Source organism: Sphingobacterium thalpophilum, from assembly GCF_038396785.1.
In the GTDB taxonomy this organism is placed as follows: Bacteria; Bacteroidota; Bacteroidia; order Sphingobacteriales; family Sphingobacteriaceae; genus Sphingobacterium; species Sphingobacterium thalpophilum_A.
Genome location: NZ_CP151087.1, coordinates 3,779,463 through 3,805,644 on the forward strand (window position 1 = coordinate 3,779,463; position 26,182 = coordinate 3,805,644).

The 26,182-nt window shown below is 40.9% G+C and carries 25 protein-coding genes and 1 tRNA gene; 21 read left to right on the plus strand and 5 right to left on the minus strand.

The features are described from left to right. Nucleotides 1–18 precede the first annotated feature (18 nt). The 17 genes from AACH28_RS16805 to AACH28_RS16885 all read left to right on the plus strand — a co-directional run bounded on the left by AACH28_RS16805 (nt 19) and on the right by AACH28_RS16885 (nt 18,247). Nucleotides 19–1,818, plus strand: a complete 1,800-nt coding sequence (locus AACH28_RS16805) for a tetratricopeptide repeat protein (RefSeq protein WP_341831056.1) — start codon at nt 19–21, stop codon at nt 1,816–1,818. A gap of 119 nt (nt 1,819–1,937) precedes the next feature. Then, nucleotides 1,938–2,312 (plus strand): NADH-quinone oxidoreductase subunit A, encoded by a 375-nt coding sequence (locus tag AACH28_RS16810; protein WP_088163316.1) that lies wholly within the window; start codon nt 1,938–1,940, stop codon nt 2,310–2,312. Nucleotides 2,313–2,372: 60 nt separating this feature from the next. Further along, nucleotides 2,373–2,924 carry an NADH-quinone oxidoreductase subunit B gene (locus AACH28_RS16815; protein ID WP_075990308.1) on the plus strand — a complete coding sequence of 184 codons (552 nt, stop codon included), beginning with the start codon at nt 2,373–2,375 and terminating at the stop codon, nt 2,922–2,924. Further along, nucleotides 2,925–3,422 carry an NADH-quinone oxidoreductase subunit C gene (locus tag AACH28_RS16820; protein ID WP_407073622.1) on the plus strand — a complete coding sequence of 166 codons (498 nt, stop codon included), beginning with the start codon at nt 2,925–2,927 and terminating at the stop codon, nt 3,420–3,422. Nucleotides 3,423–3,432: 10 nt separating this feature from the next. Further along, on the plus strand, nt 3,433–4,668 hold the full coding sequence (locus tag AACH28_RS16825) for an NADH-quinone oxidoreductase subunit D (protein WP_341831057.1): 1,236 nt from the start codon (nt 3,433–3,435) through the stop codon (nt 4,666–4,668). Beyond that, nucleotides 4,661–5,182 carry an NAD(P)H-dependent oxidoreductase subunit E gene (gene nuoE, locus AACH28_RS16830; protein WP_294186081.1) on the plus strand — a complete coding sequence of 174 codons (522 nt, stop codon included), beginning with the start codon at nt 4,661–4,663 and terminating at the stop codon, nt 5,180–5,182. Before AACH28_RS16825 ends, nuoE begins: the two co-directional genes overlap by 8 nt. A 1-nt stretch (nt 5,183) precedes the next feature. Next, entirely contained in the window at nt 5,184–6,539 is a 1,356-nt protein-coding gene (gene nuoF / locus AACH28_RS16835) for an NADH-quinone oxidoreductase subunit NuoF (RefSeq protein ID WP_341831058.1), read from the plus strand. Nucleotides 6,540–6,569: 30 nt separating this feature from the next. Further along, entirely contained in the window at nt 6,570–7,589 is a 1,020-nt protein-coding gene (locus AACH28_RS16840) for a 2Fe-2S iron-sulfur cluster-binding protein (RefSeq protein WP_286734157.1), read from the plus strand. A gap of 8 nt (nt 7,590–7,597) precedes the next feature. Further along, a complete protein-coding gene (gene nuoH, locus AACH28_RS16845; RefSeq protein ID WP_286734159.1) occupies nt 7,598–8,641 on the plus strand; it encodes an NADH-quinone oxidoreductase subunit NuoH in 1,044 nt (347 codons plus the stop codon). A gap of 13 nt (nt 8,642–8,654) precedes the next feature. Continuing rightward, complete coding sequence (locus AACH28_RS16850) at nt 8,655–9,164, plus strand: NADH-quinone oxidoreductase subunit I (protein WP_070560982.1); 510 nt, start codon at nt 8,655–8,657, stop codon at nt 9,162–9,164. An 11-nt stretch (nt 9,165–9,175) separates the two neighbouring features. Further along, nucleotides 9,176–9,673, plus strand: a complete 498-nt coding sequence (locus tag AACH28_RS16855; protein WP_046673083.1) for an NADH-quinone oxidoreductase subunit J — start codon at nt 9,176–9,178, stop codon at nt 9,671–9,673. Then, nucleotides 9,673–10,002: an NADH-quinone oxidoreductase subunit NuoK gene (nuoK, locus tag AACH28_RS16860; protein WP_046673084.1), complete on the plus strand. Its 330-nt coding sequence runs from the start codon at nt 9,673–9,675 to the stop codon at nt 10,000–10,002. The genes AACH28_RS16855 and nuoK overlap by 1 nt, the downstream gene beginning before the upstream one ends. 19 nt (nt 10,003–10,021) lie before the next feature. Beyond that, nucleotides 10,022–11,944, plus strand: coding sequence for an NADH-quinone oxidoreductase subunit L (nuoL, locus tag AACH28_RS16865; RefSeq protein WP_341831059.1), 1,923 nt, complete (start codon nt 10,022–10,024; stop codon nt 11,942–11,944). 14 nt (nt 11,945–11,958) lie between these two features. After that, nucleotides 11,959–13,401 (plus strand): NuoM family protein, encoded by a 1,443-nt coding sequence (locus tag AACH28_RS16870; protein ID WP_075990300.1) that lies wholly within the window; start codon nt 11,959–11,961, stop codon nt 13,399–13,401. A 17-nt stretch (nt 13,402–13,418) separates the two neighbouring features. Beyond that, nucleotides 13,419–14,795 carry an NADH-quinone oxidoreductase subunit N gene (locus tag AACH28_RS16875; protein WP_341831060.1) on the plus strand — a complete coding sequence of 459 codons (1,377 nt, stop codon included), beginning with the start codon at nt 13,419–13,421 and terminating at the stop codon, nt 14,793–14,795. A 126-nt stretch (nt 14,796–14,921) separates the two neighbouring features. Beyond that, the gene (locus AACH28_RS16880) at nt 14,922–17,462 is read left to right on the plus strand and encodes a DUF5686 family protein (RefSeq protein ID WP_341831061.1); all 2,541 of its coding nucleotides are present in this window, start codon (nt 14,922–14,924) and stop codon (nt 17,460–17,462) included. A 5-nt stretch (nt 17,463–17,467) separates the two neighbouring features. Continuing rightward, a complete protein-coding gene (locus tag AACH28_RS16885) occupies nt 17,468–18,247 on the plus strand; it encodes an enoyl-CoA hydratase/isomerase family protein (RefSeq protein WP_248932720.1) in 780 nt (259 codons plus the stop codon). Nucleotides 18,248–18,426: 179 nt separating this feature from the next. Here the strand turns inward: AACH28_RS16885 and AACH28_RS16890 are convergent, their stop codons facing one another. From AACH28_RS16890 to AACH28_RS16905, 4 genes are all read right to left on the minus strand, one after another. Then, nucleotides 18,427–18,945, minus strand: a complete 519-nt coding sequence (locus AACH28_RS16890; RefSeq protein WP_312482419.1) for an AraC family transcriptional regulator — start codon at nt 18,943–18,945, stop codon at nt 18,427–18,429. Nucleotides 18,946–19,093: 148 nt separating this feature from the next. Continuing rightward, nucleotides 19,094–19,459: a transposase gene (locus AACH28_RS16895; RefSeq protein ID WP_149525777.1), complete on the minus strand. Its 366-nt coding sequence runs from the start codon at nt 19,457–19,459 to the stop codon at nt 19,094–19,096. A gap of 169 nt (nt 19,460–19,628) precedes the next feature. After that, nucleotides 19,629–19,700 (minus strand) — tRNA-Glu (locus AACH28_RS16900). A 110-nt stretch (nt 19,701–19,810) separates the two neighbouring features. Continuing rightward, a complete protein-coding gene (locus tag AACH28_RS16905) occupies nt 19,811–20,452 on the minus strand; it encodes a 4'-phosphopantetheinyl transferase superfamily protein (RefSeq protein WP_312482719.1) in 642 nt (213 codons plus the stop codon). Between the two features lie 119 nt (nt 20,453–20,571). Between AACH28_RS16905 and dcd the strand changes: the two genes are divergently transcribed. The 3 genes from dcd to AACH28_RS16920 are packed head-to-tail and all read left to right on the plus strand — an operon-like array spanning nt 20,572 to nt 22,219. Then, nucleotides 20,572–21,108 (plus strand): dCTP deaminase, encoded by a 537-nt coding sequence (gene dcd, locus AACH28_RS16910; protein WP_341831062.1) that lies wholly within the window; start codon nt 20,572–20,574, stop codon nt 21,106–21,108. Next, a complete protein-coding gene (locus tag AACH28_RS16915; RefSeq protein WP_341831063.1) occupies nt 21,108–21,356 on the plus strand; it encodes a hypothetical protein in 249 nt (82 codons plus the stop codon). Before dcd ends, AACH28_RS16915 begins: the two co-directional genes overlap by 1 nt. A gap of 23 nt (nt 21,357–21,379) precedes the next feature. Continuing rightward, nucleotides 21,380–22,219, plus strand: coding sequence for an MBL fold metallo-hydrolase (locus AACH28_RS16920; protein WP_341831064.1), 840 nt, complete (start codon nt 21,380–21,382; stop codon nt 22,217–22,219). A 4-nt stretch (nt 22,220–22,223) separates the two neighbouring features. Here the strand turns inward: AACH28_RS16920 and AACH28_RS16925 are convergent, their stop codons facing one another. Further along, nucleotides 22,224–23,459 carry a glycosyltransferase gene (locus tag AACH28_RS16925; RefSeq protein ID WP_341831065.1) on the minus strand — a complete coding sequence of 412 codons (1,236 nt, stop codon included), beginning with the start codon at nt 23,457–23,459 and terminating at the stop codon, nt 22,224–22,226. Between the two features lie 124 nt (nt 23,460–23,583). On the opposite strand from AACH28_RS16925, the gene AACH28_RS16930 reads away from it, so the two are divergent. After that, nucleotides 23,584–26,178, plus strand: a complete 2,595-nt coding sequence (locus tag AACH28_RS16930; protein ID WP_341831066.1) for a phosphatidylglycerol lysyltransferase domain-containing protein — start codon at nt 23,584–23,586, stop codon at nt 26,176–26,178. Nucleotides 26,179–26,182 lie beyond the last annotated feature (4 nt).

Below are 26,182 nucleotides of genomic sequence, written 5' to 3' on the forward strand. Positions count from 1 at the left end.
ATAGTACAAAAATAGATTATGACAAACAGTAAATTATTATTTAGTCTTTTATTGGCGGGATCTGTGGGCACAGTAAGTGCACAAAGTTTGAAAGATGCTAGAGCAGCCATCGAGGCTGAGAATTATGGTAAAGCGAAAACTATCCTTCAACAGTTAGTGACTAAGCAACCTAAGAATGGAGATAATTATTTCTATTTGGGTCAAATTTATTTGGTAAACGACAGAGCGGATTCTGCCGCTGCGATTTTCAACCAAGGTTTGGCTGCTGATCCAAAGGCTACAATCAACAATGTAGGTTTGGGCTATGTTGACTTAATGAAAAAGGATAAAGCGAGCGCTGAATCTAAATTCGCTTTGGCAACCGCAAAATTAGGTAAGAAAGATTATGAACCATTATTGGAAATCGGTCGTGCATATATTAAAGCGCCGGAGCCCGATTATGCGAAAGCTTTGGAATATCTAACGCAAGCGAAAGAAAAAAACAAAAAAGATATTGCAATTCCTATCGCATTAGGTGATGCTTATCGTGGTTTAAAAGAAGGTTCATTGGCCTATACAAGCTATGGTGAAGCGACTGATATCGATCCAAATTCAGTACAAGCGAAAGTTGGACAGGCTGTGATCGTACGTGGTGCACAAGCTTTTGATGAAGCTATCACACAATTGGAAGCTATTGCAGCAGAGACTCCGGCTTACGCACCTACTTATCGTGAGTTGGCTGAAACATATAATCAATGGTCAAGATTACCGGGTACTTCTGACGAGAAATATGTTGAGTTAAATAAAAAGGCTGTTGAGCAATACAAAAAATATCTAGAAGTTGCGGGTGATAATTCATTGGAAGCTAAAATCCGCTACGCAGATTTCTTGGTTTATGCACGTCAGTACGACGATTTGAAAGTGGTTTCTGAGGAATTAGCGAAAAACCCTTCTGTAGATCCAAAAATCTATCGTTATTTGGGTTATATCGCTTTCCAAAAAGCGAAAGATTATCCAAAAGCTTTGGAATACTTAAACCAGATGTTTAGCAAAATGGAAAAAGATCGTGTAATTCCATTGGATTATATGTATCTAGGTATGTCTAAGATTGCTGCAAATAGCCCTAAGCCAGCGGCTGCTGGTGCAGATAGCACGGCTACTGCGGCTCCGGTATTGACAGCAGAGAATACGGCGAATATTCAAAAGGGTATTGCCGATATTAAGAAAGCAATTGATTTAGACAAAGAATTGTTGGGAGAAACAGCTGAGTTGGCATTTGCTAAATACCAAGAGCAAGAATTGCAGACAGCAGCCTCTTTATTCGAACTAGTTGCTTCTTATAAAGATAACAATACATATTTTTTTGATGCAAACTACTATGCTGGAGAAGCTTATTACCAAATCGGTGCAAAGGAAGATGCTGCTAGTAAGAATGAAGAACAAGTCGTCGTTAATCAAGAATTGAGAGATAAAGCAATTGCTGATTTGCAAAAAGCACAGACTTTTTTATCTGTTATTGAAACGACAGACAATAAAGAAGCACAAGATAAATATTTGATCAATGCGCTTTATTATAAAGCTTTTGCTGCCTTAACCGCGGACAACTTGGAGCAACCTAAAGGTGATTTCGTTGCATCCTTCCAAAAATTGATCGAAACCATCAATCAACGCGGTGCGCAAGAGAAACATAAGAACTATTTAGTTGATGCGAATACCTATATCGGTCTTTACTATTATGTGAAACAAGATCTTCCTAAAGCAAAGGAAAGCTTCCAAAAAGTATTGGCAATAGATCCAGCAAATGAAGCTGTTAAAGGCTATTTACAAGGTATCAAATAAGCTTAAGTAAAATCATTCTAAATTAGGCGTAGATAGTAATATCTACGCCTTTTTTGTTTTGTTTTTTACCTTGGAATCTCTATATTTAAAGACAGTTACCAATATAAATTTTAATTGAGATGGAGCAAGCCAATAGTATGCCGATAGACTACTTGCCTATATTTATACAGCTTCTAGTAGCTGTTGGATTTGGGGTAGGTACCATAATTATTACACATCTTATCGGGCCAAAGGTCCGCACAGAAAACAAGCTTGGAGCTTTTGAATCAGGAATTGAAGTTGTCGGAAATGCCAGGCAGCCTTTCTCTATCAAATATTTCTTGGTCGCTATCCTGTTTGTCATATTTGATGTTGAAGTTATTTTCATGTATCCATGGGCAGTCAACTTCCGGGAAATGGGACTACAGGGCTTAATCGAGATGTTTATTTTCATGGGACTGCTCTTGTTGGGCTTTATCTATGTGATCAAGAAGAAAGCATTGAGTTGGGACTAGATACTCCCATGATGGCTGGCCTTTGGGCGAGCAATACTTAAACCTATAAATCGACTTTTCATGAGTGATATAAAATTGGCAGAAGCTCCTCCGGGAGTAGAAGGCGCAGGTTTTTTTGCGACGAGTTTGGATAAAGCCATTGGCTTGGCCCGAGCTAACTCGTTATGGCCTTTACCGTTCGCCACATCCTGTTGTGGTATCGAGTTTATGGCAACGATGGGCTCTACTTACGATTTGGCTAGATTTGGTGCCGAACGCCCTAGTTTTTCGCCGCGTCAGGCAGATATGCTATTGGTGATGGGTACCATTGCTAAGAAAATGGCTCCGGTGTTAAAGCAGGTGTATGTGCAAATGGCCGAGCCGCGCTGGGTAATTGCTGTCGGGGCTTGTGCATCTAGTGGTGGTATTTTCGATACGTATTCTGTCCTACAAGGAATAGACGAAATTATACCGGTTGATGTGTATGTGCCAGGTTGTCCTCCCCGTCCAGAAGCAATTTTGGATGGCGTCTTGCGTCTGCAGGACATCGTGAAGAACGAATCGTTGAACCGGAGAAATACACCCGAATACAAAGCGCTGCTTGAAAAGTACGGAATACATACAAATAAATAGATGATGGAAAACAGTTTTTTATTGGATAAGCTCCAAGGAAATTTTCCGGCAAAGATTACCGAAATTCAAGATGCGCACAATCTATTGACCATTGTTGTCGATACGGAAGATGTGATTGATGTACTTCGTTTCTTAAAATCGAATAAGGAGTTGCAGTTTATTCATCTCACGGATATTACGGCGGTACATTATCCGCATTTAGAAAAGGAGTTTGCTGTAGTTTATCATATCCACAGTCTCGTTCATAATATCCGAATCCGCGTGAAGGTCTTTTTGCATGGGCCGAATCCTGAGATTCCAACAGCAACCGTCGTTTGGAGAGGTGCAAATTGGATGGAACGTGAGACTTTTGATTTTTTTGGTGTGAATTTTATAGGGCATCCCGATTTGAGAAGGATTTTGAATGTAGATGATATGGAGGTGTTTCCAATGCGTAAGGAATATCCTTTGGAAGATCCCAATCGCGTAGATAAGAAAGATTTGTATTTCGGCCGTTAATTTATACGATATGAGCGAATTTATAAGCAAGATAACAGCTAATCAGCCTGTCTTCGAAGACAACGATCCGCAAGACGAGTTGATTACCCTAAATATTGGTCCCACGCATCCCGCTACGCATGGCGTATTTCAGAACGTGGTGCAAATCGATGGCGAGCGTATTGTGAGTGGTGTGTCCACGATCGGTTATATTCATCGCGCATTTGAAAAAATTGCTGAACATCGACCTTTTTACCAAATAACGCCTTTGACTGATCGTCTAAATTATTGCTCGTCTCCAATCAATAATATGGGCTGGCATATGACCGTTGAAAAACTGCTCAAGATCGAGATTCCTAAGCGGGTGCAGTATATGCGTGTTATCGTCATGGAGCTTGCCCGTATTGCAGATCATATTATTTGTAATGGTATTTTGGGGGTAGATACAGGTGCTTTTTCGGGCTTTTTGTATGTGATGCAGGAACGCGAGTTTATCTATGAAATTTTTGAAGAAATCTGTGGCGCTCGTCTGACAACGAACATTGGTCGTATTGGAGGCTTCGAGCGTGATTTCAATGCGATAGCCTTTGAGAAAATACATGAATTTCTGAAACGCTATCCTCCGGTATTAAAAGAGTTTGAAGAGTTGTTTGTTCGTAACCGCATTTTTATAGAACGAACCTCGGGTGTTGCTGCTGTAACGGCAGAAGATGCACTGGATTATGGCTGGTCTGGTCCTATTTTGCGGGCGACAGGTGTAGATTACGATGTGCGTGTACAGAATCCTTATTGCTCGTATGAAGAATTTGATTTCGATGTACCTGTTGGTACAACAGGTGATGTATATGATCGTTTCATGGTTCGGAATGCTGAAATGTGGCAATCACTTCGGATTATTGAACAGGCATTAGCGAAAATTGAGAAAGAGCCCAAAGGCGTCTTCCATGCAGAGGTCCCTGATTTCTATTTACCTCCGAAAGAACAGGTATATACCAATATGGAGGCGCTAATTTACCATTTTAAAATCGTCATGGGTGAGGTGGATACACCGAAAGCTGAAGTCTATCATGCGGTCGAAGGTGCAAATGGTGAACTTGGTTTTTATTTGATTCACGATGGTGGACGGACACCTTATCGCCTGCATTTCAGGAGACCTTCTTTTGTCAATTATCAGATGTTTGCGCCAATGAGTGCAGGAATGCTGATTTCAGATGCCATTATAAATATGAGTAGTCTTAACGTTATAGCTGGAGAATTAGATGCTTAGTGTAAAACAACATAATGAAAATGTAACGTTTTCTCCAGAATTGTTAGCCAAGTTTGGAGAAGTGGTAAGCCGTTACCCCGAAGGAAAGCAGAAATCAGGCTTATTGCCCATTTTACATTTAGTTCAGGCGGAATACGGCTGGGTCAGCGCAGATGCGATGGATAAGGTTGCTGTCTACCTGAATATATTACCGATTGAGGTATATGAGGTGGCAACTTTCTATACCATGTTCCTACTGCAGCCCAAAGGAAAATACGTGCTGGAGATCTGCCGTACCGGGCCTTGTTGTTTGGTCGGTGCAGAGCGTATTATGGGGCATTTAGAGCAAAAGCTCGGTGTGAAAGAAGGCGAGGTCACAAGCGATGGGCTTTTCTCTTGGCGTGGTGTAGAATGTTTGGCTGCCTGCGGTTTTGGACCTGTCTTACAGATCGGCCCTGAATATACATTCTATGAGAATCTGACCGAAGATAAAGTCGACGAATTGATTGATAATTTAAAAGCTAAAACAGAATAATATGGCACGTAAACTTTTGTTGACTCATATCGATGTTCCGGGCATCAATACCTTTGAGGTCTATCGACAAAAAGGTGGTTATGTTGCTGTTGAAAAAGTATTAAAGACAATGTCTCCTGAGGATGTTGTCGAAGAGGTTAAGAAGTCTGGATTACGTGGTCGTGGGGGAGCTGGTTTTCCTACGGGGATGAAATGGTCCTTTTTGGCCAAACCTGAGGGGGTGCCGCGCTATTTGGTCTGTAATGCCGACGAGTCTGAACCAGGGACATTCAAAGACCGTTATTTAATGACACATATTCCGCACGCACTCATTGAGGGAATGATTGTATCCAGCTTTGCTTTGGGGGCACACACCTCGTATATCTATGTGCGTGGAGAGATGATGCCACAGATCAGAATTCTGGAGCGTGCTATTGCTGAAGCCAAGGAAAAAGGGTTTTTGGGTAAAAATATTTTAGGTTCGGGGTATGATCTGGAAATCTATGTTCAACCGGGAGGTGGCGCGTATATCTGTGGTGAGGAAACGGCTTTATTAGAGTCCTTGGAAGGCAAACGAGGTAATCCGCGTATTAAACCACCATTCCCGGCTATCGCGGGTTTATATAACTGCCCGACAGTGGTGAATAATGTCGAGTCTATTGCAACGACAGTTCCCATTATTTATTTGGGTGGTGAAGAGTATGCTAAGATCGGTGTAGAGCGTAGTACTGGAACAAAATTAATTTCCGCTAGCGGAAATATTGTAAAACCAGGTGTCTATGAGATCGAACTAGGTCTGCCTGTGGAAGAATTTATTTACTCGGACGAATATTGTGGTGGTATTGCCAATGGGAAACGAATGAAGGCTGTTGTAGCCGGAGGCTCTTCGGTGCCTATTTTACCGGCTAATCTGATCTTGAAAACTGCTGCTGGAAATAGTCGATTGATGACTTATGAGTCATTGGCTGATGGTGGCTTCCAAACTGGTACAATGCTCGGATCAGGTGGTTTCATCGTATTTGATGAGGATCAGTGCGTGGTGCGTAATACCTGGAACTTTGCGCGATTCTACCATCATGAAAGCTGTGGTCAATGCTCACCTTGTCGTGAAGGAACAGGCTGGATGGAGAAGGTACTGCATAAGATCGAGAGCGGTCATGGTGCTATGGAGGATATTGATTTATTGTGGGACGTTCAACGAAAAATAGAAGGGAATACAATTTGCCCATTGGGTGATGCTGCGGCATGGCCTGTGGCAGCAGCAATACGACACTTTAGGGATGAATTTGAATGGCATATCCTGCATCCGGAAGAGTCACAAACAAGAAATTATGGACTGGCACATTATGCTGATCCTTTACAACCAATAGTATCATAATAGAAGCTGTAACGATAAATTAATCATATCATGGCAGAAGCGGAAGATGTAAAGTTTAAGGTCACCATCGATGGTATACCGGTAGAGGTTGCTCCTGGGACAAGCATATTAAATGCAGCGAGACAGATCGGCGGCGATATAGTCCCTCCGGCAATGTGTTACTACTCCAAACTGGAGGGGAGTGGCGGTAAATGCCGTACCTGTTTGGTAAAAGTCTCCAAGGGGTCTGAAAAAGATCCAAGACCGATGCCGAAATTGGTGGCTTCTTGTCGTACAACGGTGATGGACGGTATGGAAGTACAAAATATTACTTCGCCAGAGGTGGTGGAAGCAAGAAAAGGTGTTGTTGAAATCTTATTGATTAACCATCCCTTGGATTGTCCAATCTGCGATCAGGCTGGTGAATGTAAATTGCAGGATCTCGGATATGAACACGGCAGCGCTCATACACGCTACGAATTCGATCGACGTACCTTCGAACGCATTGATCTGGGCGATAAGATCCAATTGCATATGAACCGTTGTATCTTATGTTACCGTTGTGTTTATGTCGCAAATCAGTTGACCGACCAGCGTGTACACGGTATCTTAGGACGAGGAGATCATGCCGAGATATCGACTTATATTGAAAATGTAATCGATAATGATTTCTCCGGAAATGTTATTGATGTATGTCCTGTGGGAGCTTTGACAGATAAAACCTTCCGTTTCAAGAACAGGGTATGGTTTACGAAGCCTGTCGATGCACATCGCGATTGTCCGACATGTTCGGGTAAGGTAACCTTATGGTATAAGGGAGAAGAGGTCATTCGGGTAACTGCTCGAAAGGATGAGTTTGGTGAAGTGGAAGAGTTTATCTGTAATACCTGTCGCTTTGATCAGAAAAAAACGAGCGATTGGGTGTTGGAGGAACCAACAGAAATAGACCGACATTCCGTCATTTCTGCCAATCACTACGAGTTATTTAATCCGCCGAAAGTTGTTAAGGAGAATCCGATACTACAGGAACAAAATCGCGAACAGTTGGCTAGAACAGAAAAATTGAAATAATCACAAACATGGAGTGGTCTTTTGTCATAGAAAAATTAATACTGGTGTCCATAGTTTTCGTTATCACTTTGGTGATCGCGATGTATTCGACACTTGCGGAACGTAAAATTGCAGGCTTTATGCAAGATCGATATGGTCCTGATCGGGCTGGTCTCTTTGGTATCTTGCAACCGCTGTGTGATGGTGGTAAATTCTTCTTTAAGGAGGAAATTATACCCGCTGGTGCACATAAGGTGCTTTTTATTTTGGGGCCTACAATTGCGATTATAACGGCATGTATTAGTTCAGCCGTTATTCCCTGGGGGCAGGAGCTACAGATTGGAGACCGAACGATTTCTTTGCAGGTTGCACAAGGGATCAATGTAGGGGTGTTGTATATGTTTGGTGTGATTGCATTAGGTGTATATGGTATCATGTTGGGCGGATGGGCTTCCAATAATAAATTCTCACTTATGGGGGCAATTCGTGCAGCATCACAGAGTATCAGTTATGAGATTGCAATGGGATTATCACTTATTGCGCTATTGATGGTAACGCGCACTTTGACACTCGAAGAAATTGTTGCGCAGCAGTCGGGTTTTGTCAATTGGAATATCTGGGCACAGCCGCTGGGCTTTATCATTTTTATGGTCTGTGCTTTTGCCGAATGTAATCGGGTTCCATTTGATTTGCCGGAATGTGAAACGGAGCTTGTTGGTGGTTACCATACGGAGTACTCCTCCATGAAATTGGGACTCTACATGTTTTCCGAATATATTAACATGTTCGTTTCCTCTGCATTGATGGCATCACTCTATTTTGGCGGATATAATTTCCCTTTTATGAATGATATGGGATTGTCTGCCAATATGATCACGATCATCGGGGTGGTTGTATTCTTCATTAAAATATTGCTGTTTATCTTTTTCTTTATGTGGGTGCGTTGGACCTTACCACGTTTCCGCTACGATCAATTGATGAATCTAGGCTGGAAGATGTTGATTCCATTGGCTATTGCCAATATTGTACTTACAGGTGTATTTACATTGATTAAAGATACTTATTTCTCATAAGAAAGGACTTTTTATGCAACTAACCAATCGTAAAAAAGTAATTGAACAAAAACCGATGACATTTTCGGAAAGAATCTACTTTCCCGCTATTATCAAAGGTTTACGCATTACATTAAGGCATTTTTTTAAGAAAATACCGACCATTAAATATCCTGAGGAAATAAGACCTTATTCGAAAAACTTCAGGGGGCAACATTCGCTCAAACGTGATGAGGAAGGGCGTGAGCGGTGTACAGCCTGTGGATTATGTGCTTTGTCCTGCCCTGCAGAGGCGATTACAATGACTGCTGCCGAGCGAAAGAAAGGTGAAGAAAATCTTTACCGCGAGGAAAAGTATGCGTCAGTATATGAAATCAATATGTTGCGATGTATTTTCTGTGGTCTATGTGAAGAGGCCTGTCCGAAAGAAGCGATCTATCTGGATGGACCACATGTGACAGCAGATTATCTCCGTAAGGATTTTATCTATGGAAAAGATAAATTGGTAGAACCAACTTTTGATATTACCAAATTAAAGAGCTAAACCAGGAAATTATGACAGTATTTTATTTTGTAGCCTTCTTGTCTATTTTCTTTGCGCTGCTGACCATTTTTACAAAAAATCCTGTACACAGTGTACTGTATTTGGTCATTACGTTTTTTACGTTTACAATACATTATATTCTTTTGAATGCACAGTTTTTGGCAGTGGTGAATTTCATCGTATACATGGGAGCCATCATGGTTTTGTTTTTATTTGTATTGATGCTGCTCAACCTGAATAAGGATACCGAACCCATGAAATCCAACTTGGTTAAGTTTATGGGTGTTATCGCCGGCTGTTGCCTATTGGTGACTTTCTTCGGTGTATACCGCGTATTTGATATTTCTAATCCCTTGACTGTTGTTAATCCAGAAATCGGGTTGGTTAAGAATTTGGGTAAGGTGTTGTTTAACGAATTTTTGCTTCCTTTCGAATTATCATCATTATTGTTATTGACGGCAATGATTGGAGCAATATTATTAGCTAAGAAAGAACCTAAACAAATCTAATGGAAACAGTTGTTCAACAGTTGCAGGGGGTGCCAATAAATCATTATCTGATTTTTTGTGCGATTATTTTCGTTATTGGTGTTATCGGTGTTCTTATTCGCCGTAACGTCATTATTATTATGATGTCTATTGAGTTGATGCTGAATGCGGTGAATCTTCTTTTAGCTGCTTTTTCAGTGCAGCATGGCGATTCGTCAGGACAGGTCTTTGTCTTCTTTATCATGGCATTGGCGGCGGCAGAAGTTGCCGTTGGCTTGGCGATTATTATTATGGTATATCGGAATACGAAGTCTGTGGATATCGATTCCTTAAATAAACTTCGTTGGTAGAACTTAAGAAATAAATACGATGAGTGAATTAGTTTGGTTGATTCCCCTTTTGCCCTTAATCGGGTTTATAGTGAATGGATTGGGTAGGAATACCTTTTCCAAAGGTATGATAGGCGCTGTTGGCAGCGCTGTTGTGCTTATTTCTTTTGTATGTAGCTGCCTTCTGTTCTCCGAAGTCTACCAAGCGAGACAAGCTGGACAAGCAGGCATCATTGAACAACATGTATTTGATTGGATTGCAGTGGGCAATCTCAAGATAGGTCTGTCCTTTTTGGTAGATCCGTTAAGTGCGATCATGCTCTTAATCGTTACCGGAATTGGTTTCCTTATCCATGTCTATTCCATTGGTTATATGCATCATGATAATGGATTTGGTAAGTTCTTCGCCTATTTGAATCTCTTTATCTTTTTTATGTTGCTATTGGTATTGGGATCCAATTACCTGGTCATGTTCATCGGTTGGGAAGGTGTAGGACTCTGTTCCTATTTATTGATTGGCTTTTGGTATAAGAATAGTTCGTATGCAAATGCGGCAAAAAAAGCATTTGTGATGAATAGAATAGGGGATTTGGGTTTTCTGCTTGCGGTATTTTTAATACTTGGAACTTTTGGGTCCTTAGAATTTTCGACTGTATTTCCAGCGGCCAAGAATTTTGCTGTTGGTGATATCACAGTCGTTAGCATGACCATTTTGTTATTTATTGCTGCAACAGGTAAATCGGCGCAGATACCTTTGTTTACCTGGCTGCCAGATGCCATGGCTGGCCCGACCCCCGTGTCGGCCCTGATCCATGCGGCAACGATGGTTACAGCCGGTATTTATATGATTGCACGTTCCAATGTATTGTTTATTCTTTCACCGTTTACCTTGCAGCTCATTTCTGTCATAGCTATCTGTACAGCCCTGTTAGCTGCTGCGATTGCATTGACACAAAATGATATTAAGAAAGTATTGGCTTATTCCACAGTTTCACAATTGGGCTATATGTTTCTTGGCCTAGGTGTCGGAGCATTTACTGGAGCCTTTTTCCATGTATTGACTCATGCCTTTTTCAAAGCATTACTTTTCTTAGGGGCCGGATCTGTTATACATGGTATGAGTGAGGAACAGGATATGCGTAAAATGGGCGGCTTGAAGAAAGCAATGCCTATTACTTATCTGACGATGTTGATGGGGACAATTGCGATTGCAGGAATTCCACCATTCTCTGGCTTCTTCTCCAAAGACGAAATATTGGCAGGGGCTTTTGCCGCTAGTCCGGTCTTATGGGGGTTAGGTTTTATTGGTGCATTAATGACGGCATTCTATATGTTTAGGATGTTGTTTATGACCTTTTTTGGGATATTCCGTGGTACGGAAGAGCAAAAACATCATTTGCATGAATCTCCAAAGAGTATGACCATGCCACTCATTGTATTGGCTATACTTTCTGTGGTTGGAGGTGTAATCAACTTACCAGCTGTTTTGGGAGGTAATCATTGGCTTGAGGATTTCCTGGCGCCAGTGTTCTCAGAGGGAAAAGCAATAATACCTGCAACTCATCATTTGGAACACAGTACTGAATATTTATTAATGGCCGTTTCTGTTGTTGGGGTATTGATTATGGTTGCTTTAGCCTTTAATAAGTATGTTAAACGACAACAGTTACCTGAAGCGGGAGAAGGTGCCAGAAGTTTCTTGGCGAATCTATCTTACAATAAGTTTTACGTGGATGAACTTTATGATAGCATCATTGTACGTCCCATCAATTGGCTCTCAGCTTTCTTCGGGAATGTTGTGGATCAACGTGGCATTGATGGCGTTGTTAATGGTGCCGGTAAGGCAACATTTGATACCGGAAAGGTATTGCGTTTGCTCCAGAATGGTAATGTTGGTTTTTATTTATTGATGATGGTAATTGGGGTGATTGCCATTTTCATCTATGGATTGTTGAGTCTTTAATTTTGGTATAATCGATGGATAACTTGTTTTTACTTATTTTATTGCCGTTAATAAGCGCATTGATTCTAACGTTCTTAAAGACCAATGCTGCAAAGTCTATTGCCTTGATTTTATCATTACTGTCTTTGGCTTTGACTATTCCTTTCCTTTGTACTTTTGACGCAAATGGCGGAATGCAATTTGAACAAAATTGGCTATGGATTTCTTCATTGCATATTCATTTTCATATCGGCGTTGATGGAATTAGCTTGCCGTTGATCTTATTGACGAATGGGCTGATGCCTTTAATTATTGCCACAACCTTTAAGAAGGATTATAAAGGAAACTTTTATGCTTTAATGGCTTTTATGCAAGCGGGCTTATTGCTCGTATTTATGGCCTTGGATGCGTTTACTTTTTATGTGGGCTGGGAGATTGCCTTGATTCCGATTTATTTTATTTGTGCACTTTGGGGTGAAGGAGATCGTATCCGCGTAAATTTGAAATTCTTTATTTATACTTTCTTGGGTAGCCTTTTGATGTTGATCGGTATTCTTTATCTCTATCAACAAGTGCCCAATCGTGATTTTGAATGGACTTCATTTATTGCATTAGATTTGGGGGAAAACACACAGCGATGGTTATTTTGGGCTTTTTTTGTTGCTTTCGCCATCAAAATACCAATTTTTCCTTTTCATACTTGGCAACCCAATACGTATACAAACGCACCTGCAGCAGGCACGATGTTATTGGCGGGTATCATGCTCAAAATGGGGGTTTATGGTTTAATGCGTTGGCTATTGCCTATCGCACCAGCCGGTGTTGCGCTGTACGGACATTTTGCAATGATCTTATGCGTTATTGGGATCGTCTATGCTTCCATTATTGCAATTAAACAAGATGATGTGAAGCGATTGATCGCCTATTCATCAATAGCTCACGTTGGCTTAATTAGTGCTGGTGTCTTCACATGGAATACGAATGGCCTGAGTGGAGCAACTATTCAAATGTTAAATCACGGTATTTCTGTGATAGGACTTTTTTATGTGTTGGATATTATACAGCAGCGCACACAGACACGTCGTCTTACTGAGCTTGGTGGAATAGCAAGCAAGGCGCCTCGGTTGGCCATCTTCTTTATGATTATTTGTATGGGAGCAGTGGGGTTACCATTAACGAATGGATTTATTGGTGAGTTTTTATTATTGAAAGGCGTTTTTCAATATGGATTTTGGTTTGCTGTTTTTGCTGGTTTAACCTTAATTCTGGGTGCAGTTTATATCCTTAGGCTTTATCAAGGAACGATGCTGGGAGAAACGACCGAAAGAACTATACAATTTGAAGATGTAAAAGGAACGGAACTTATTGTATTGACGGTGGTCTCTGTCTTGATCCTTTATATTGGTATATTCCCTAATTTCCTATTGAACCTTTCTGCAGGTTCTGTGGAAGTTTTAAGTACATTTTTAGGCAGATAATAGATATATTTAATTGTATGGGTGCAATAATTACACTTTCGATATTAGCATTAGTCGTCCTTTACCTTGGCTTATTCAAGATGAAATCTATGCTGCTGCCTGTTTCTATTCTTGGCTTCTTGGTCGCTTTTGGTTTCTTATGGAATGACTGGACTTCGACCAGCGGACCGCTCTTTAGTGGGATGGTTCATTTTGATCATTACGCTATTGCTTTCTCGGTCTTATGTATCGCGGTTACCTTGTGTATCTTTGTAATCTCAAAGGGATATTTTGATGAGGAGGGACAAATTGCGGAGTATTACTCGTTATTGATTTTCTCCCTCACAGGTGCTGTTCTTGTGAATAGTTATCATAATTTTTCAATGCTTTTTTTAGGTATTGAAATTATGTCTGTAGCGCTTTATATTTTGGTCGGGATACGTAAAAGAGACAAAGCATCAAATGAAGCTGCATTAAAGTACTTTTTGATGGGCGCTTTCTCTACTGGGTTTCTACTGTTTGGTATTGCCCTGTTATACGGTGCTACCGGATCATTTGATTTAAGTGAAATCAAAAACTATGTCGTCAATAACCCGCAGGCAATTTCGCCTTTGTTTTATGGAGGTATATTGCTCCTCATTGTGGGACTGACGTTCAAGGTGGGGGCTGTTCCCTTTCATTTCTGGACACCAGATGTTTATGATGGGGCTCCGATACTGATTACGAGTTATATGAGTACGGTCGTTAAAGTTGCTTCTTTCGCCGGATTGTTACGTTTATTCAGTTATAGTCTATTGCCTTTACAAGATTTTTGGACTCCAGTTTTCTTAGTGATCGCCATTCTCACCTTATTTGTTGGAAATATTTCTGCATTAATGCAGTCTTCCTTCAAACGCATGCTTGCCTATTCAAGTGTTTCGCATGCTGGGTATATGTTATTTGCGATTGTAGCAGTAGGGGCTACTTCGGCTAACAGTATCTTTGCTTATGGCCTTGCCTATTCGCTGGCAACCATTGTTGCCTTTACGGGATTGATCCTAGTCAAGAAAACGACGGGCTCCGAGCATTTTGAAGCTTTTAATGGCTTGGGTAAACGAAATCCTTTGCTCGCATTTGCCATCACGATAGCCATGCTTTCCCTTGCGGGAATACCACTGACAGCTGGATTTATCGGTAAGTTTATGATGTTTTCTTCTGTTATGGAAAATTATCATATTGTTTTGCTCGTATTGGCGGTAATCAATGCAGGCATTGCTGTGTATTACTATTTGAAAGTTGTTGTTGCGATGTACTTTAGAGACAGTGACGAATCCTGTGTCAATGTGCAGTGGAATTATTCATTGGTATTATTCCTTGCCGTAATGCTTACCATATTAATTGGGGTATATCCAGACTGTCTTTTAAAATTAATATAAAGGTTCTGTTAAAATACTTGTTGTTTATTAGAGCATGGCGATTTCGCTGTGCTTTTTTTATTTTTATTGGTATAACTCTTGCATACAAATTGTATATTGTAAAAAAGAAATCCTATCAAATTGCAGATGGCGTTTAAAGTGTGTGTTAAATCTTTTTCGATTCATGTTTTATGTGTGTTACTTTTCTTCGTTATCTGCGAACAAGTAATTGCACAGGACTTTATTCGTGGAAAGGTCATTGATGCACAAACAGGCAAGGGCATTTCAAGGGTTTCAATCAACTGGCTTGGGGAAGATAGCGGTGGTAGCAGCGATACCCTTGGGTATTTTAAGATTCAAGATATCAAGAAATACAGACAGCTTGTATTTGGAGCAGTGGGGTATGAGCGGCGGACAGTGGATGTCCGTCGGTTACAAGATTCTATGCTGACAGTGCATTTAATTGCCTCGAATAATACATTAGAGGAGGTCGTGGTCAATAGAAAAAGCAAAAAGCCTAAAGATCCAGCTATTGCACTGATTGAACAGGTGATAGCGCATCGACCACAAAATCATTATACCCGTATACCTGAAATTCGTTTTGACGAATACGAGAAGACGCAATTTGGTTTTGTCAATCCTGAAGATAAAGCGAAAAAATTTCCGAAACCATTCCGATTCCTTTTTGAAAATGTCGATTCTACAGCTTTTCGGGGGCAGACCATTGCACCCTTTTATTTGGAAGAAAACTATGCTAATATCTATTCATCCCATAATCCAGATCGTAGTAAGAAGATTGTCATCAGCCACAATCAGACCGAATTAAATCCACGCTTTTTTAACAATGACAATTGGCAGACGCGGTTTCAAACGATACTCCGTGATGTTGATCTCTATGATAATACAATTCAGATCACAAACAAAGGAGTCTTGAGCCCAATTGCTGCAGGTGCTACAGCGTTTTATAGGTACAAAATTCAAGATACGGTCAAGATCGAAGGCAAGGATTATATTGAGCTCCATTTTGAAGGTAAATCGGCTATTGATCTGCTCTTCTACGGTGATCTTCTGATCTCAGATGATACAAGGTATGCTGTTCATAGCGCAACTTTGAATATCGGACGTTCTGCAAATATCAATTGGATCAATGACGTGCAAATAGATCTCAGCTATAGTGAATTTAAAAATGGTAGCATGCTCCCTGTTCGTGCAGATCTAAAAATGTTATTTGGTGGGAGCAAGTCAGATGTATTGTATGGACGCAGGGAAACCCAATACCTGGGATATCGCACAGATTCTATTTCGAATGAGAATTTTGCTGGTGTACCAGTTGAAAAGAGGTATCTCCTCCCGTCCGCACCGCAGGTGCCCATTGTAGGGGTTAGACCAACTCCGTTAAGCCATGCTGAATTAGGAGCCTATCAAAAGGTTGATTCGGTACAGAATATGCGTTCTTTTAATCAGTTGGTCGCATTGGGTTATTTGTTAGCAAAGGGATATTATAATGCCGGGAAAGTTGAATTTGGTCCACTGGAATATCTTTATAGCCGCAATAATTACGAGGGGAATCGTGTGCGCCTGAGTGGTCGGACGACGCGTTTATTTTCGGAAAAAGCCTACATTGAAGGATACACAGCCTATGGCGATAAGGACAAAGCGCTAAAGTACTACCTGAGTACGGCATTTACTTTAAATGGAGAACGTATTGTTCAGTTTCCGGCAAATTATTTACGCTTTACAGTACAGCATGACGTCATGGAACCGGGGCGAGGTTTGGGTTTTTTAAAAGGGGATGGTTTCTTCCGTTCTTTTGGGAAAAACAGGCCTAATAAATGGCAATTTAATGATATCTATCGTATCGATCATCTGATCGAATTTGGGAACCATGTTAGCGTAGGAACGGCGTTTACGCATACCCGCAGACAACCGCGCGCTGACTTGTTTTATATTAATAGCCTACCTTTACCTGATACTGTCCGACAAGTCAATACAAATGACCTACAGCTGATTTTACGTTGGGCTCCGAATGAAGAATTTACTTATCATAATCTCGACAGAGGAACCGTAGAAAACAAATATCCCATTTTTACCCTGCAATATAATAAAGGACTGAAAGGATTTTGGGGCGCAGACTATAGTTATGATGCATTACGCTTTAGCATTTTCAAACGACTATTTTTATCCCCAGCGGGGCAGGCGGATTTTGAATTTTCAGGAGGAAGAATTTGGGGGAAACATCTGCCTTATACCTTACTGGAACTCCCTGATGTCAATAGAGATAAGCAGGGGCCGTTGGTGAATTTTGATTTGATGGCTACCTCGGAATTTGTTTCAGACCAGTTTTTGAAACTGACCTATTACCACAACTGGAATGGTTTCTTTTTTAATAGAATTCCGTTGTTCAGGCGGTTAAAATGGCGTGAAGTGACGGGATTCAAAGCTTTTTATGGCAAATTAAGCGATGCCAATAACCCTTTTGTTACGCCCGAAAATATTCAGTTTGAAGCGGACAAAGATGGTATTATTCAAACAAAAGCCGTGCGTAACAAACCTTATGTAGAAGGACTTGTGGGGGTGGATAATATCTTTAAATTGATTAGATTAGAGTATAAAAAGAGATTAAGCTATAAAGGCGGTGAAGGTGTACCTTCTGATACTTTTACGGCATCCTTACATTTTAATTTTTAGCAATTATGGTTCAATATTCAAATTTAAAGTATGCCATTAAAGATAGTATTGGCTATGTTATCATTAATCGCGAACCGCAACTGAATGCCCTAAATCAGGAAACACTTGATGAATTGCAAGATATCTTCAAACATTTCAATTCCGATGATCATGTAAGGGGTATTATCCTGACCGGCGCTGGACATAAAGCATTTGCCGCGGGCGCGGATATCAAGGAATTTGTGGATCTGTCTGTAATTCAGGCGCGATGGCTTAGTGAAAGAGGACATATTATTTTTACGGATCTTATCGAAGCTTCTCCGAAGCCAGTTATTGCTGCTATAAATGGATATGCTTTGGGCGGAGGACTCGAGATGGCTTTAGCTTGCCATATCCGTATCGCTTCTGAAAATGCCAAAATGGGACTTCCGGAGGTTTCTTTGGGGCTGATTCCCGGTTACGGAGGTACGCAGCGTTTGCCCAAATTGATCGGAAAAGGACAAGCTATGCAAATGATTTTAACGGGCGATATGATTGATGCGCAGCGAGCTTATGAACTAGGACTGGTCAATGAGGTGATCGCACAGGATAAACTAATTGCTCGAGCGGAGGAAATACTCCAAAAGATATTTACCCGCTCGCGTGTTGCGGTGGCAAATGCTATTGCAGCCATTAACGCCGCTGAAGATAAACAACAGAATGGGAATAAGGTGGAAATGGATGCCTTTGGACATCTGTTCGGAACAGACGATTTCAAAGAAGGTGTTTCAGCATTTTTAGCGAAAAGGACACCCAATTTTGAATAATGCCGCAATACTTCGTTAAATGCTATACGTTGTGCATTGGCAGGTTTGAATGTCGATGAAGAGATGAGATAGCGCCAAGAAAAGATGTTCGGATGGAGAGCCAATCGTTTATAACCAATCGTTTAGAGGTAATTGGTCAGGATGGCTTATGAATCTGGATCTGAAAGGTTTAACTGCCATTATTTTTGATATTTTTTTCGGTATTCTTGTGGCGACATTTTCATTTCTCGTGTAAACGCTTTTGAAAAATGAAAGGGATCATAAAAGTGGAGTTTAAATGCGATTTCTTTAATCTTAAGTAGTGTAAATTGTAGGTAAGAGCAAGCTCTTTGCATACGGAGTTGATTGTAATATACCATGGGAGGGTAAGATGTTTTCTGCTTGAACAAGTTTATAAGATGTGATTTGGAGTAGCTGAAATGTGCTGAAATATCATCCAGATTGATATTGTTCTCCAGGTTGTCTTTCATAAATATGATGATGTCCTGTATAATATTGTCTACTTGAATTCGGTTACTTTCTCTAAACTGTGTCTGATATTGAATGGAAGCTAAAAAATATTGAAAGCAAAAACTCGTATACTCCAAATTTTCTGGGCTGTACCCCATTTCCAGATTTTTGTAGATGCTTTCGAAGAGCTGGATGCGGTTGGCATGTTTGTTTGAATCCGCGTCATCTATATGAATCACTTGGCCCATGATATGTTTAAAAAGAGCCGCATCCGTCCCGGCGAAATGAATCCAATTTTCGCGATGCTCCCAATCCTGGAAACCGCTCAGTTTATTGCGGTAGTATCTCCTTAGTTTACTGGCTGATATCCCATAGAATGAACTGATGGTCTGAATGCTATGAGCCTGGTTGTCCGCTGATACCTTTTAAAAAAGCTGCGAAATCCTGTGTGATGCGCGTCCCTTTGGCTACTAGTTCCCAATTTCTGTAGACTACTTTATCGGTATCCTGGTTGAGCCACCTGCGGCGCTTGACATGAAGATAGACCTGCATGCCACGGATAGGAAAATCTTGAAGGGTAACGGGTTCGAAAAACCCCTTGGAAATCAACTTCTGGCCTTGATATTCTTCAGGTGTATTATTGAGTTCCTCCAGAAAGATATCCAGTCTTTTTTCTTCTTTGGAATAGTGGGTCATCTCAAAATAATCGGAAACTCCTTCGGGAATAATTAAGGGCATTAACGCGTTAAAAGATTCGTGCATCTGTATAAATATCAAAGCACAAATATCTAATTATTTTTTATCCCCTCCACAACTTTTGTACATGATCCCCCATGATCCCCATTCGTGTAAGTTTTGTAGATACTGAAAAACAAAAAAGCCTGCAAATATTTAATTTGCAGGCTTTTGTATGTTTTGACTTTTAGATGTGTAGCCCGTAGGGGAATCGAACCCCTGTTTCAAGAATGAAAATCTTGCGTCCTAACCCCTAGACGAACGGGCCATATCGTTTTCGATGATGCAAATATAGAAGCTTTTTCAAAAAGCACAAAAAAAAAGTGCTGTCTGTGTGCTAATTCATTGAAATTGAGAAAAATTATTTTTTTAAAGGACCTATTCTACAGCGTATGCGAGCATATATTCATTGAACTTCTCGTAATGGACATCATAAATATGTTTGTCTTGATCGCTGTCGAGTTCAAGTTTTAATATGCCTTGTGTTTGATATTCGAATGGTTGTATGGTCATGTTGTTCAAGAAGGAGACTCCAGCGTTGCCTTGAAGTTTATAAATCGCTTCTTTGGCGCACCAGCAAGCATAAAGCTGCTCATATCGGCTATCATCCTGGGCGATGAATGCAAGCTCCGCAGGTTTTAGAAACTTATGTTGGATGCGCTCTACTTTTGTTTTGATGATTTCCATGTCGATACCAACCTCACCTTTTGTACTGATCATTGCTGCAGCGTAATCAAAGGAGTGTGAAAGTGATATTTTTTGGGGGAAATTAGCGAGATAAGGCTTGCCATTTGCATCCGAAGGACATTCGATATAGCGGGATGTGTTTAATAAGGTTCGCAATAGCACACGTGTGGCAAGCCAATGCAACCGTCTTTTCCCTTTATTAAAGGACCCTAATTTTGCTTTTTCACGTTCATCCAATTGAAGCTTCGACAGTAAATCGTCGTCCGATTCCTCAATTCGCCAAATTGCAAATTTGGTTTGGTTATCAATTTCACGTAGATACACTAGACTCATACCCAAATTTAAAAAACAAATCGCAGATTTTTGTTTTGAAAAATGAAGTAAAATTAGTGGGAGAACTGTATTTTTGAATTTGTATAGCATTGCCTGACGCTTTTGCTATTTTGATACACATGATTTTATCTGATAAAAGAATTCTCGAAGAGATTGAAAATGGCAGTATTGTCATTCAACCATTTGATCGTAAATGTTTGGGAACAAATTCCTACGATGTACATTTGGGGAAATATTTGGCAACGTATGCAGACCGTGTACTTGATGCCAAGAAACACAATGAAATTCAGCATTTTGAAATCCCGGAAGAAGGTTTTGTATTGGAACCCAATACCCTTTATTTAGGCGTTACGCAAGAATACACCGAAACGCATAAGCATGTTCCTTTTTTAGAGGGCAAATCGAGTACTGGTCGCTTAGGGATAGATATTCATGCAACTGCAGGAAAGGGCGATGTCGGTTTCTGTAATACCTGGACCTTGGAAATTTCGGTTGCTCAGCCTGTTCGGGTTTACGCGGGAATGCCAATTGGACAATTGATCTATTTTGCTGTAGAAGGCGATATCGAGACATTTTATAACACCAAAGGTAACGCAAAATACAATGGCAAGACCATGCGTCCGGTGGAGTCGATGATGTGGAAGAATAACTTCTAATGAAAACGATTGGATGGATTGTATTAGCGACGCTATTGATTGCGCTCATCAGTAGCGTGCTTTATTATTTTGTTCATCCAATGTTTGGTGGAAGTTTCAAGGGAGCTCGGCTTGAACGTATGAAACAGTCCCGCAATTTTAAAAATGGTATTTTTCATAACCTCGAAGTAACGCCATCGTTGAAAGGCGATGTGAATATGGTCTCTTTGTTGTGGGATTTCCTTTTCAACAAGAATCCCCACACTTAAAACCTATCAGTGTATTGCCAGCTATGGAATGCGATTTAGCACATCTTCCCGCAGATGACGTACTGATTTGGTTTGGTCACTCCTCCTATCTATTGAAGTTAGATGGAAAATTAATAGTGGTAGATCCAGTATTCAGCTCAAATGCTTCTCCCATACCAGGTAGCAATAAAGCATTTAAGATGTCTGTCGACTATGCGACGATGGTTTTTCCGAAAATTGACTATTTGTTTATCTCGCATGATCATTACGATCATCTGGACTATGAGACTGTAGTGAAATTGAGGGATAAAGTTGGTCGGGTGATTTGTGGTCTTGGCGTGGGGGCGCATTTTGAATCTTGGGGATATAAGGCCGATCAGATCATCGAGGGTGATTGGTACGACCAGATAAAACTGGCGCCCGATTTTCAGGTAACCTTCACACCCGCAAGGCACTTTTCGGGACGAAGATTTACACGGAATAATACCTTGTGGACATCCTTTGTGTTAAAGACTTCCCAGTACACTATTTTCTTGGGTGGAGACAGCGGATATGGTAAGCACTTCAAAAAGATAGGTGACCAGTTCGGTCCATTTGATTTAGCAATCTTGGAAAATGGCCAGTATAACGATGCCTGGCATTATATCCATTCCTTACCTGACGAATGGGCTGCTGAAACGAAGGATCTGAAAGCTCAAGCTATTTTGCCCGTTCATTCTTCTAAGTTTGCGTTGGCTATGCACGACTGGAAAGAGCCAATGGAGAAATTTTACGAGACAGCGAACAAAGAACAGATCACTCTCCTTACACCAAAAATAGGGGAAATGATCCATTTTAATAGATTAGATACAGTATACGCGCCTTGGTGGCGTGATGTCAACTAAAGATCTATTTATTTTTTTCTTCAATCCATAAAGACATATATTTTGTGCTCTGCATCGTGTGGTGCAACAATATCTGACTAATAAAGTTTTGTTGGCGGTGCCTGTCAATCTGCGCTTTTAACAAAGATAGATTCGTCATAAAGTCAGCCTGATACTTTCGTTTTTCATAACGCTCGTTGATAATACGGATACCATGCTCTTGGGCCGTTTTCCAAAGATCTTCGTTTTCGTAAAGTTCGACAGTCTTTCGGCAGAAAGTTTCGGGATCGTCTTCGATAAACCCATTCCAGTCCAAATTACCCTTCATGGCTTCTGCTCCAACTGTCGTGGTAACAGATGGAGTGCCTGTCTGCATGGCGTCGATAAACTTCCCTTTCACACCGGCACCAAATTGAATTGGAGCCACCAGTAGACGGTAACTTTCCATGGTCAGACGAGCAGATTCCGCTCGGCCCTTGATCAGGAAATTCTCTTTTGGGTTGTTTAACTGTAGTACTTTTTGGGTTGCATAGGCGCCATAAATGTGTAATTCTGCTTTTGGGAGCATCTTCCGTAATTGCGGCCAGATTTGTGTTTTTAGGTATTGTACCGTATGCCAGTTCGGCTCATGGATAAAATTTCCGATAAATAATAAGTTCTTGCGCTCTTCGAAGGTGTTCCATTGCTCCACATCGGCAGCAGTGATCTCATCTTCAAGAAAAGGGAGATAATAAAGGATATCGGGTGAAATGCGAAATTCTTCGATCAGAATCTTCATTTCGGATTCGGAAATGATCAACGAGAGGTCACTGCGCAATATCGCGGCAATTTCCCGTTTGGCCGTATCAGTAAATAACTCTTGAAAGGAAAAATCACCGTTATTTTTGACGGATGTCTGTCTCGCCTGACGCAAAAAATGCAAATCTTCCGTGTCAAGTACGCGGAGTGCATCTGGACAATGCTGTGCAACACGCCAACCATATTGCTCTTCTACCATAAAGCGGTCAAATACAACAATGTCGGGCTTAAGTTGCGCAATAAATTCATCAAAGCTGTTGCTATTCAGTACGATGGCCTGTTCCTGGATCCCGAGAGACTGTAAAGGTGCACTATACGGCGATTTGGCAGCAGCAGAAGCAAATGTAATCTGATAAGAGCGATTAATAAACGTCTCAATTAATTGCATCATACGGAAGCCCGCTGCTGAAGATGTTGGCTCTGGCCACACCAGTCCGATGAACAAAACCTTTTTCTCTTTCATGCCGGAAAATTACTGATTAATGTGAAAAGAATTGACGAAAAATTAACAATTAGTCATTTTCAAACGATTAGCTTTATTTCGTGTTTATACTATATCTCAAGGTTATTCATCATTAAACGATTATATGGCCAAAACTATTGCGCAACGAATTCGACATTTTTCACCAAAGACCTATTGGAAGGAACTAATAGCTGTTTTGGTTATTTTGTTGGCCTTTGTATTTTTTAGAAATGAACGAAAAGAGCTTGCTGCCATCATTCCACATTTGCGTGCGGCCAATCTAACCTGGGTTTTGGTCGGCGTTGGAATTACTCTCGTCTATATTGTACTTCAGGGATTGATGTATGTGCAGAGTTTTAAAGCGATAGGCCTTTCTATTAACCTGAGAATCGCTATTGATCTTTTCCTCAAGCGAAATTTACTCAGTGTGTTTCTGCCTGCGGGTGGGATTAGTTCTTTGGCATATACAACGACGCAGTTGCGAAAAAGAAATTTGAATACGACGCAAATTCATCAAGCAGGGGCGCTGTATGGCTATGTCGGACTACTGACGGTCTTTCTGATCGGTGTACCTGTTATATTGTATACGATTTGGCACAATAAAAATTTTGGTGATGCCTGGATCTCATTGGTGGTTTTGGGGCTGCTTCTGGGCGTCGTATTTTGGCTCGTTTGGTCTTTTAGAACACACAAAGGCGTCTATCGTTGGGTTGAACTAAAATTTCCTGCTGTAGCCTCTAATATTGATGAAATATTCTCAGGAGAGGTCAAGCTAAAATATTTGTTGGGTACCATGCTGGCATCGATGGTCGTTGAATGTTGCGGTATTGCCCATGCTTTTGTAAGTATGTATGCCCTTGGTTTGGACCACTCTTTCGAGGCTGCGGCTATTGCCTATACTGTTTCGGTGGTATTGATGATTGTTTCTCCTTTTCTACGGGGGCTTGGGGCTGTAGAGTTGACTATGCTGTATATTTTTAAAGCGTACGGCTACTCGCAGGCAGAAGGATTGGGCATTACAATTCTCTACCGGGCATTCGAATTTTGGCTACCTTTAGTCCTGGGGCTTCTGGCTTTTGCATGGCGTGGGAAACAATTGCTGGCACGTATTGGCCCAGCGCTGCTTATCTTCTTCTTGGGCATGGTAAATCTCGTATCTGTATTGACGCCTCCTTTGGCCGACCGGATGAAACTTGATCGTTTCTATTTGCCTTTAGAAGCAATTCACGCTTCCAAATTTATGGTGTTAGTGTTAGGCTTAGGGCTGTTGGTGACCTCGACTTACTTGATCAAAGGTTTCCGAATTGCATTTTGGATCGCCGTAGTGTTTAGCGCCTTGTCGCTTTTTGGGCACGTGTTTAAGGCATTGGACTATGAAGAAGCTTCGGTTGCTTTATTGACCTTGATTTTACTGGCCGTGAGCTATAAGCAATATCGGATCAAGAGTAATATTCGCTGGGTGCGAATCGGGTTTATCACATTTTTTGTTGCTCTCCTAGCCATATGCCTGTTTGACGTATTGAGCTTCTACTTCATTGATAAACAGCATTTCGGTGTCGACTTCACCTGGCGACAATCTATCTATCATACAGCACGAAGCTTCCTCTTGTTTGCTGATGATGAATTGATGCCCCAAACGGCATTTGGACAAGAATTCCTGCGGATTACGCAAGTACTTGGACTTTTTTGTTGGCTCCTACTAATCTACGCGTTAGCCCGTCCCCGTCTCCTCGCAGATGAAGACTCTAGCCAATCTGAATTGGAACGTGCAGAACAATTATTGATTGAGTTTGGTCAGTCTCCCATGGATTTCTTTAAATTGGGAAAAGATAAGAGTTTGTTTTTCTCAGAAGTCTCGGAGGGATTTACCGCTTATCGCTTGGCGAATGAATTTGCTATTGTATTGGATGAGCCTGTCTGTGAACAGGGGGATAAGGAAGAGTTGGTCCAGGAATTCGATCAATACTGTTATGCGAATGGTTTAAAGGCCATTTATTACCGTGTTGATGAAAATAGTTTGGTTCATTTTTCATCCCTACGTAAACAGAAGATCACCATTGGACAAGAGGCTGTATTAGAATTGGAAACATTCAAGCTCGAAGGAAAAGAACGTAAGTCATTACGCAATGGACTTAATGCAATTCAAAAAAAGGGTTTTACAACAGAAGTGTTGAAAGCGCCGCAGGAAAAAGCAATTATAGATCAGTTAAGGATAATTTCCAACGAATGGTTAAAAGAATTTGATAAAAAGGAAATGGTTTTTTCACAAGGGATGTTTGATGAAAATGAGCTTATTTTGCAAGATATCATTGTACTGAAAAATGAGCAGAATACTATCGTAGCCTTTCTGAATATCATCCCCGACTATGCGAAAGATGAGTGCACCTACGATATGATTCGGAAGTCTCTTGATGCACCGGGTGGTAGCATGGATGCATTGATTGTTGAGCTTATTGGGTATGCTAAGGCCAAAAAGTACGTCTATCTAAATTTGGGCATGGTACCGATGACGGGGTTGGGGGCGACAGATAGTCCCGCAGAAAAGATTATGAAATTTGCCTCAACACGATTGGGTAACTTTAAACATTACCATAGCCTGCGCGACTTTAAAGAGAAGTATGCGACATTTTGGGAAAATAAATACCTTATATTTGATAATGATTTTGATCTCATACAACTTCCTGTAGCACTGGTCAAAGTAATGAAACCGAACGAATAGCTTC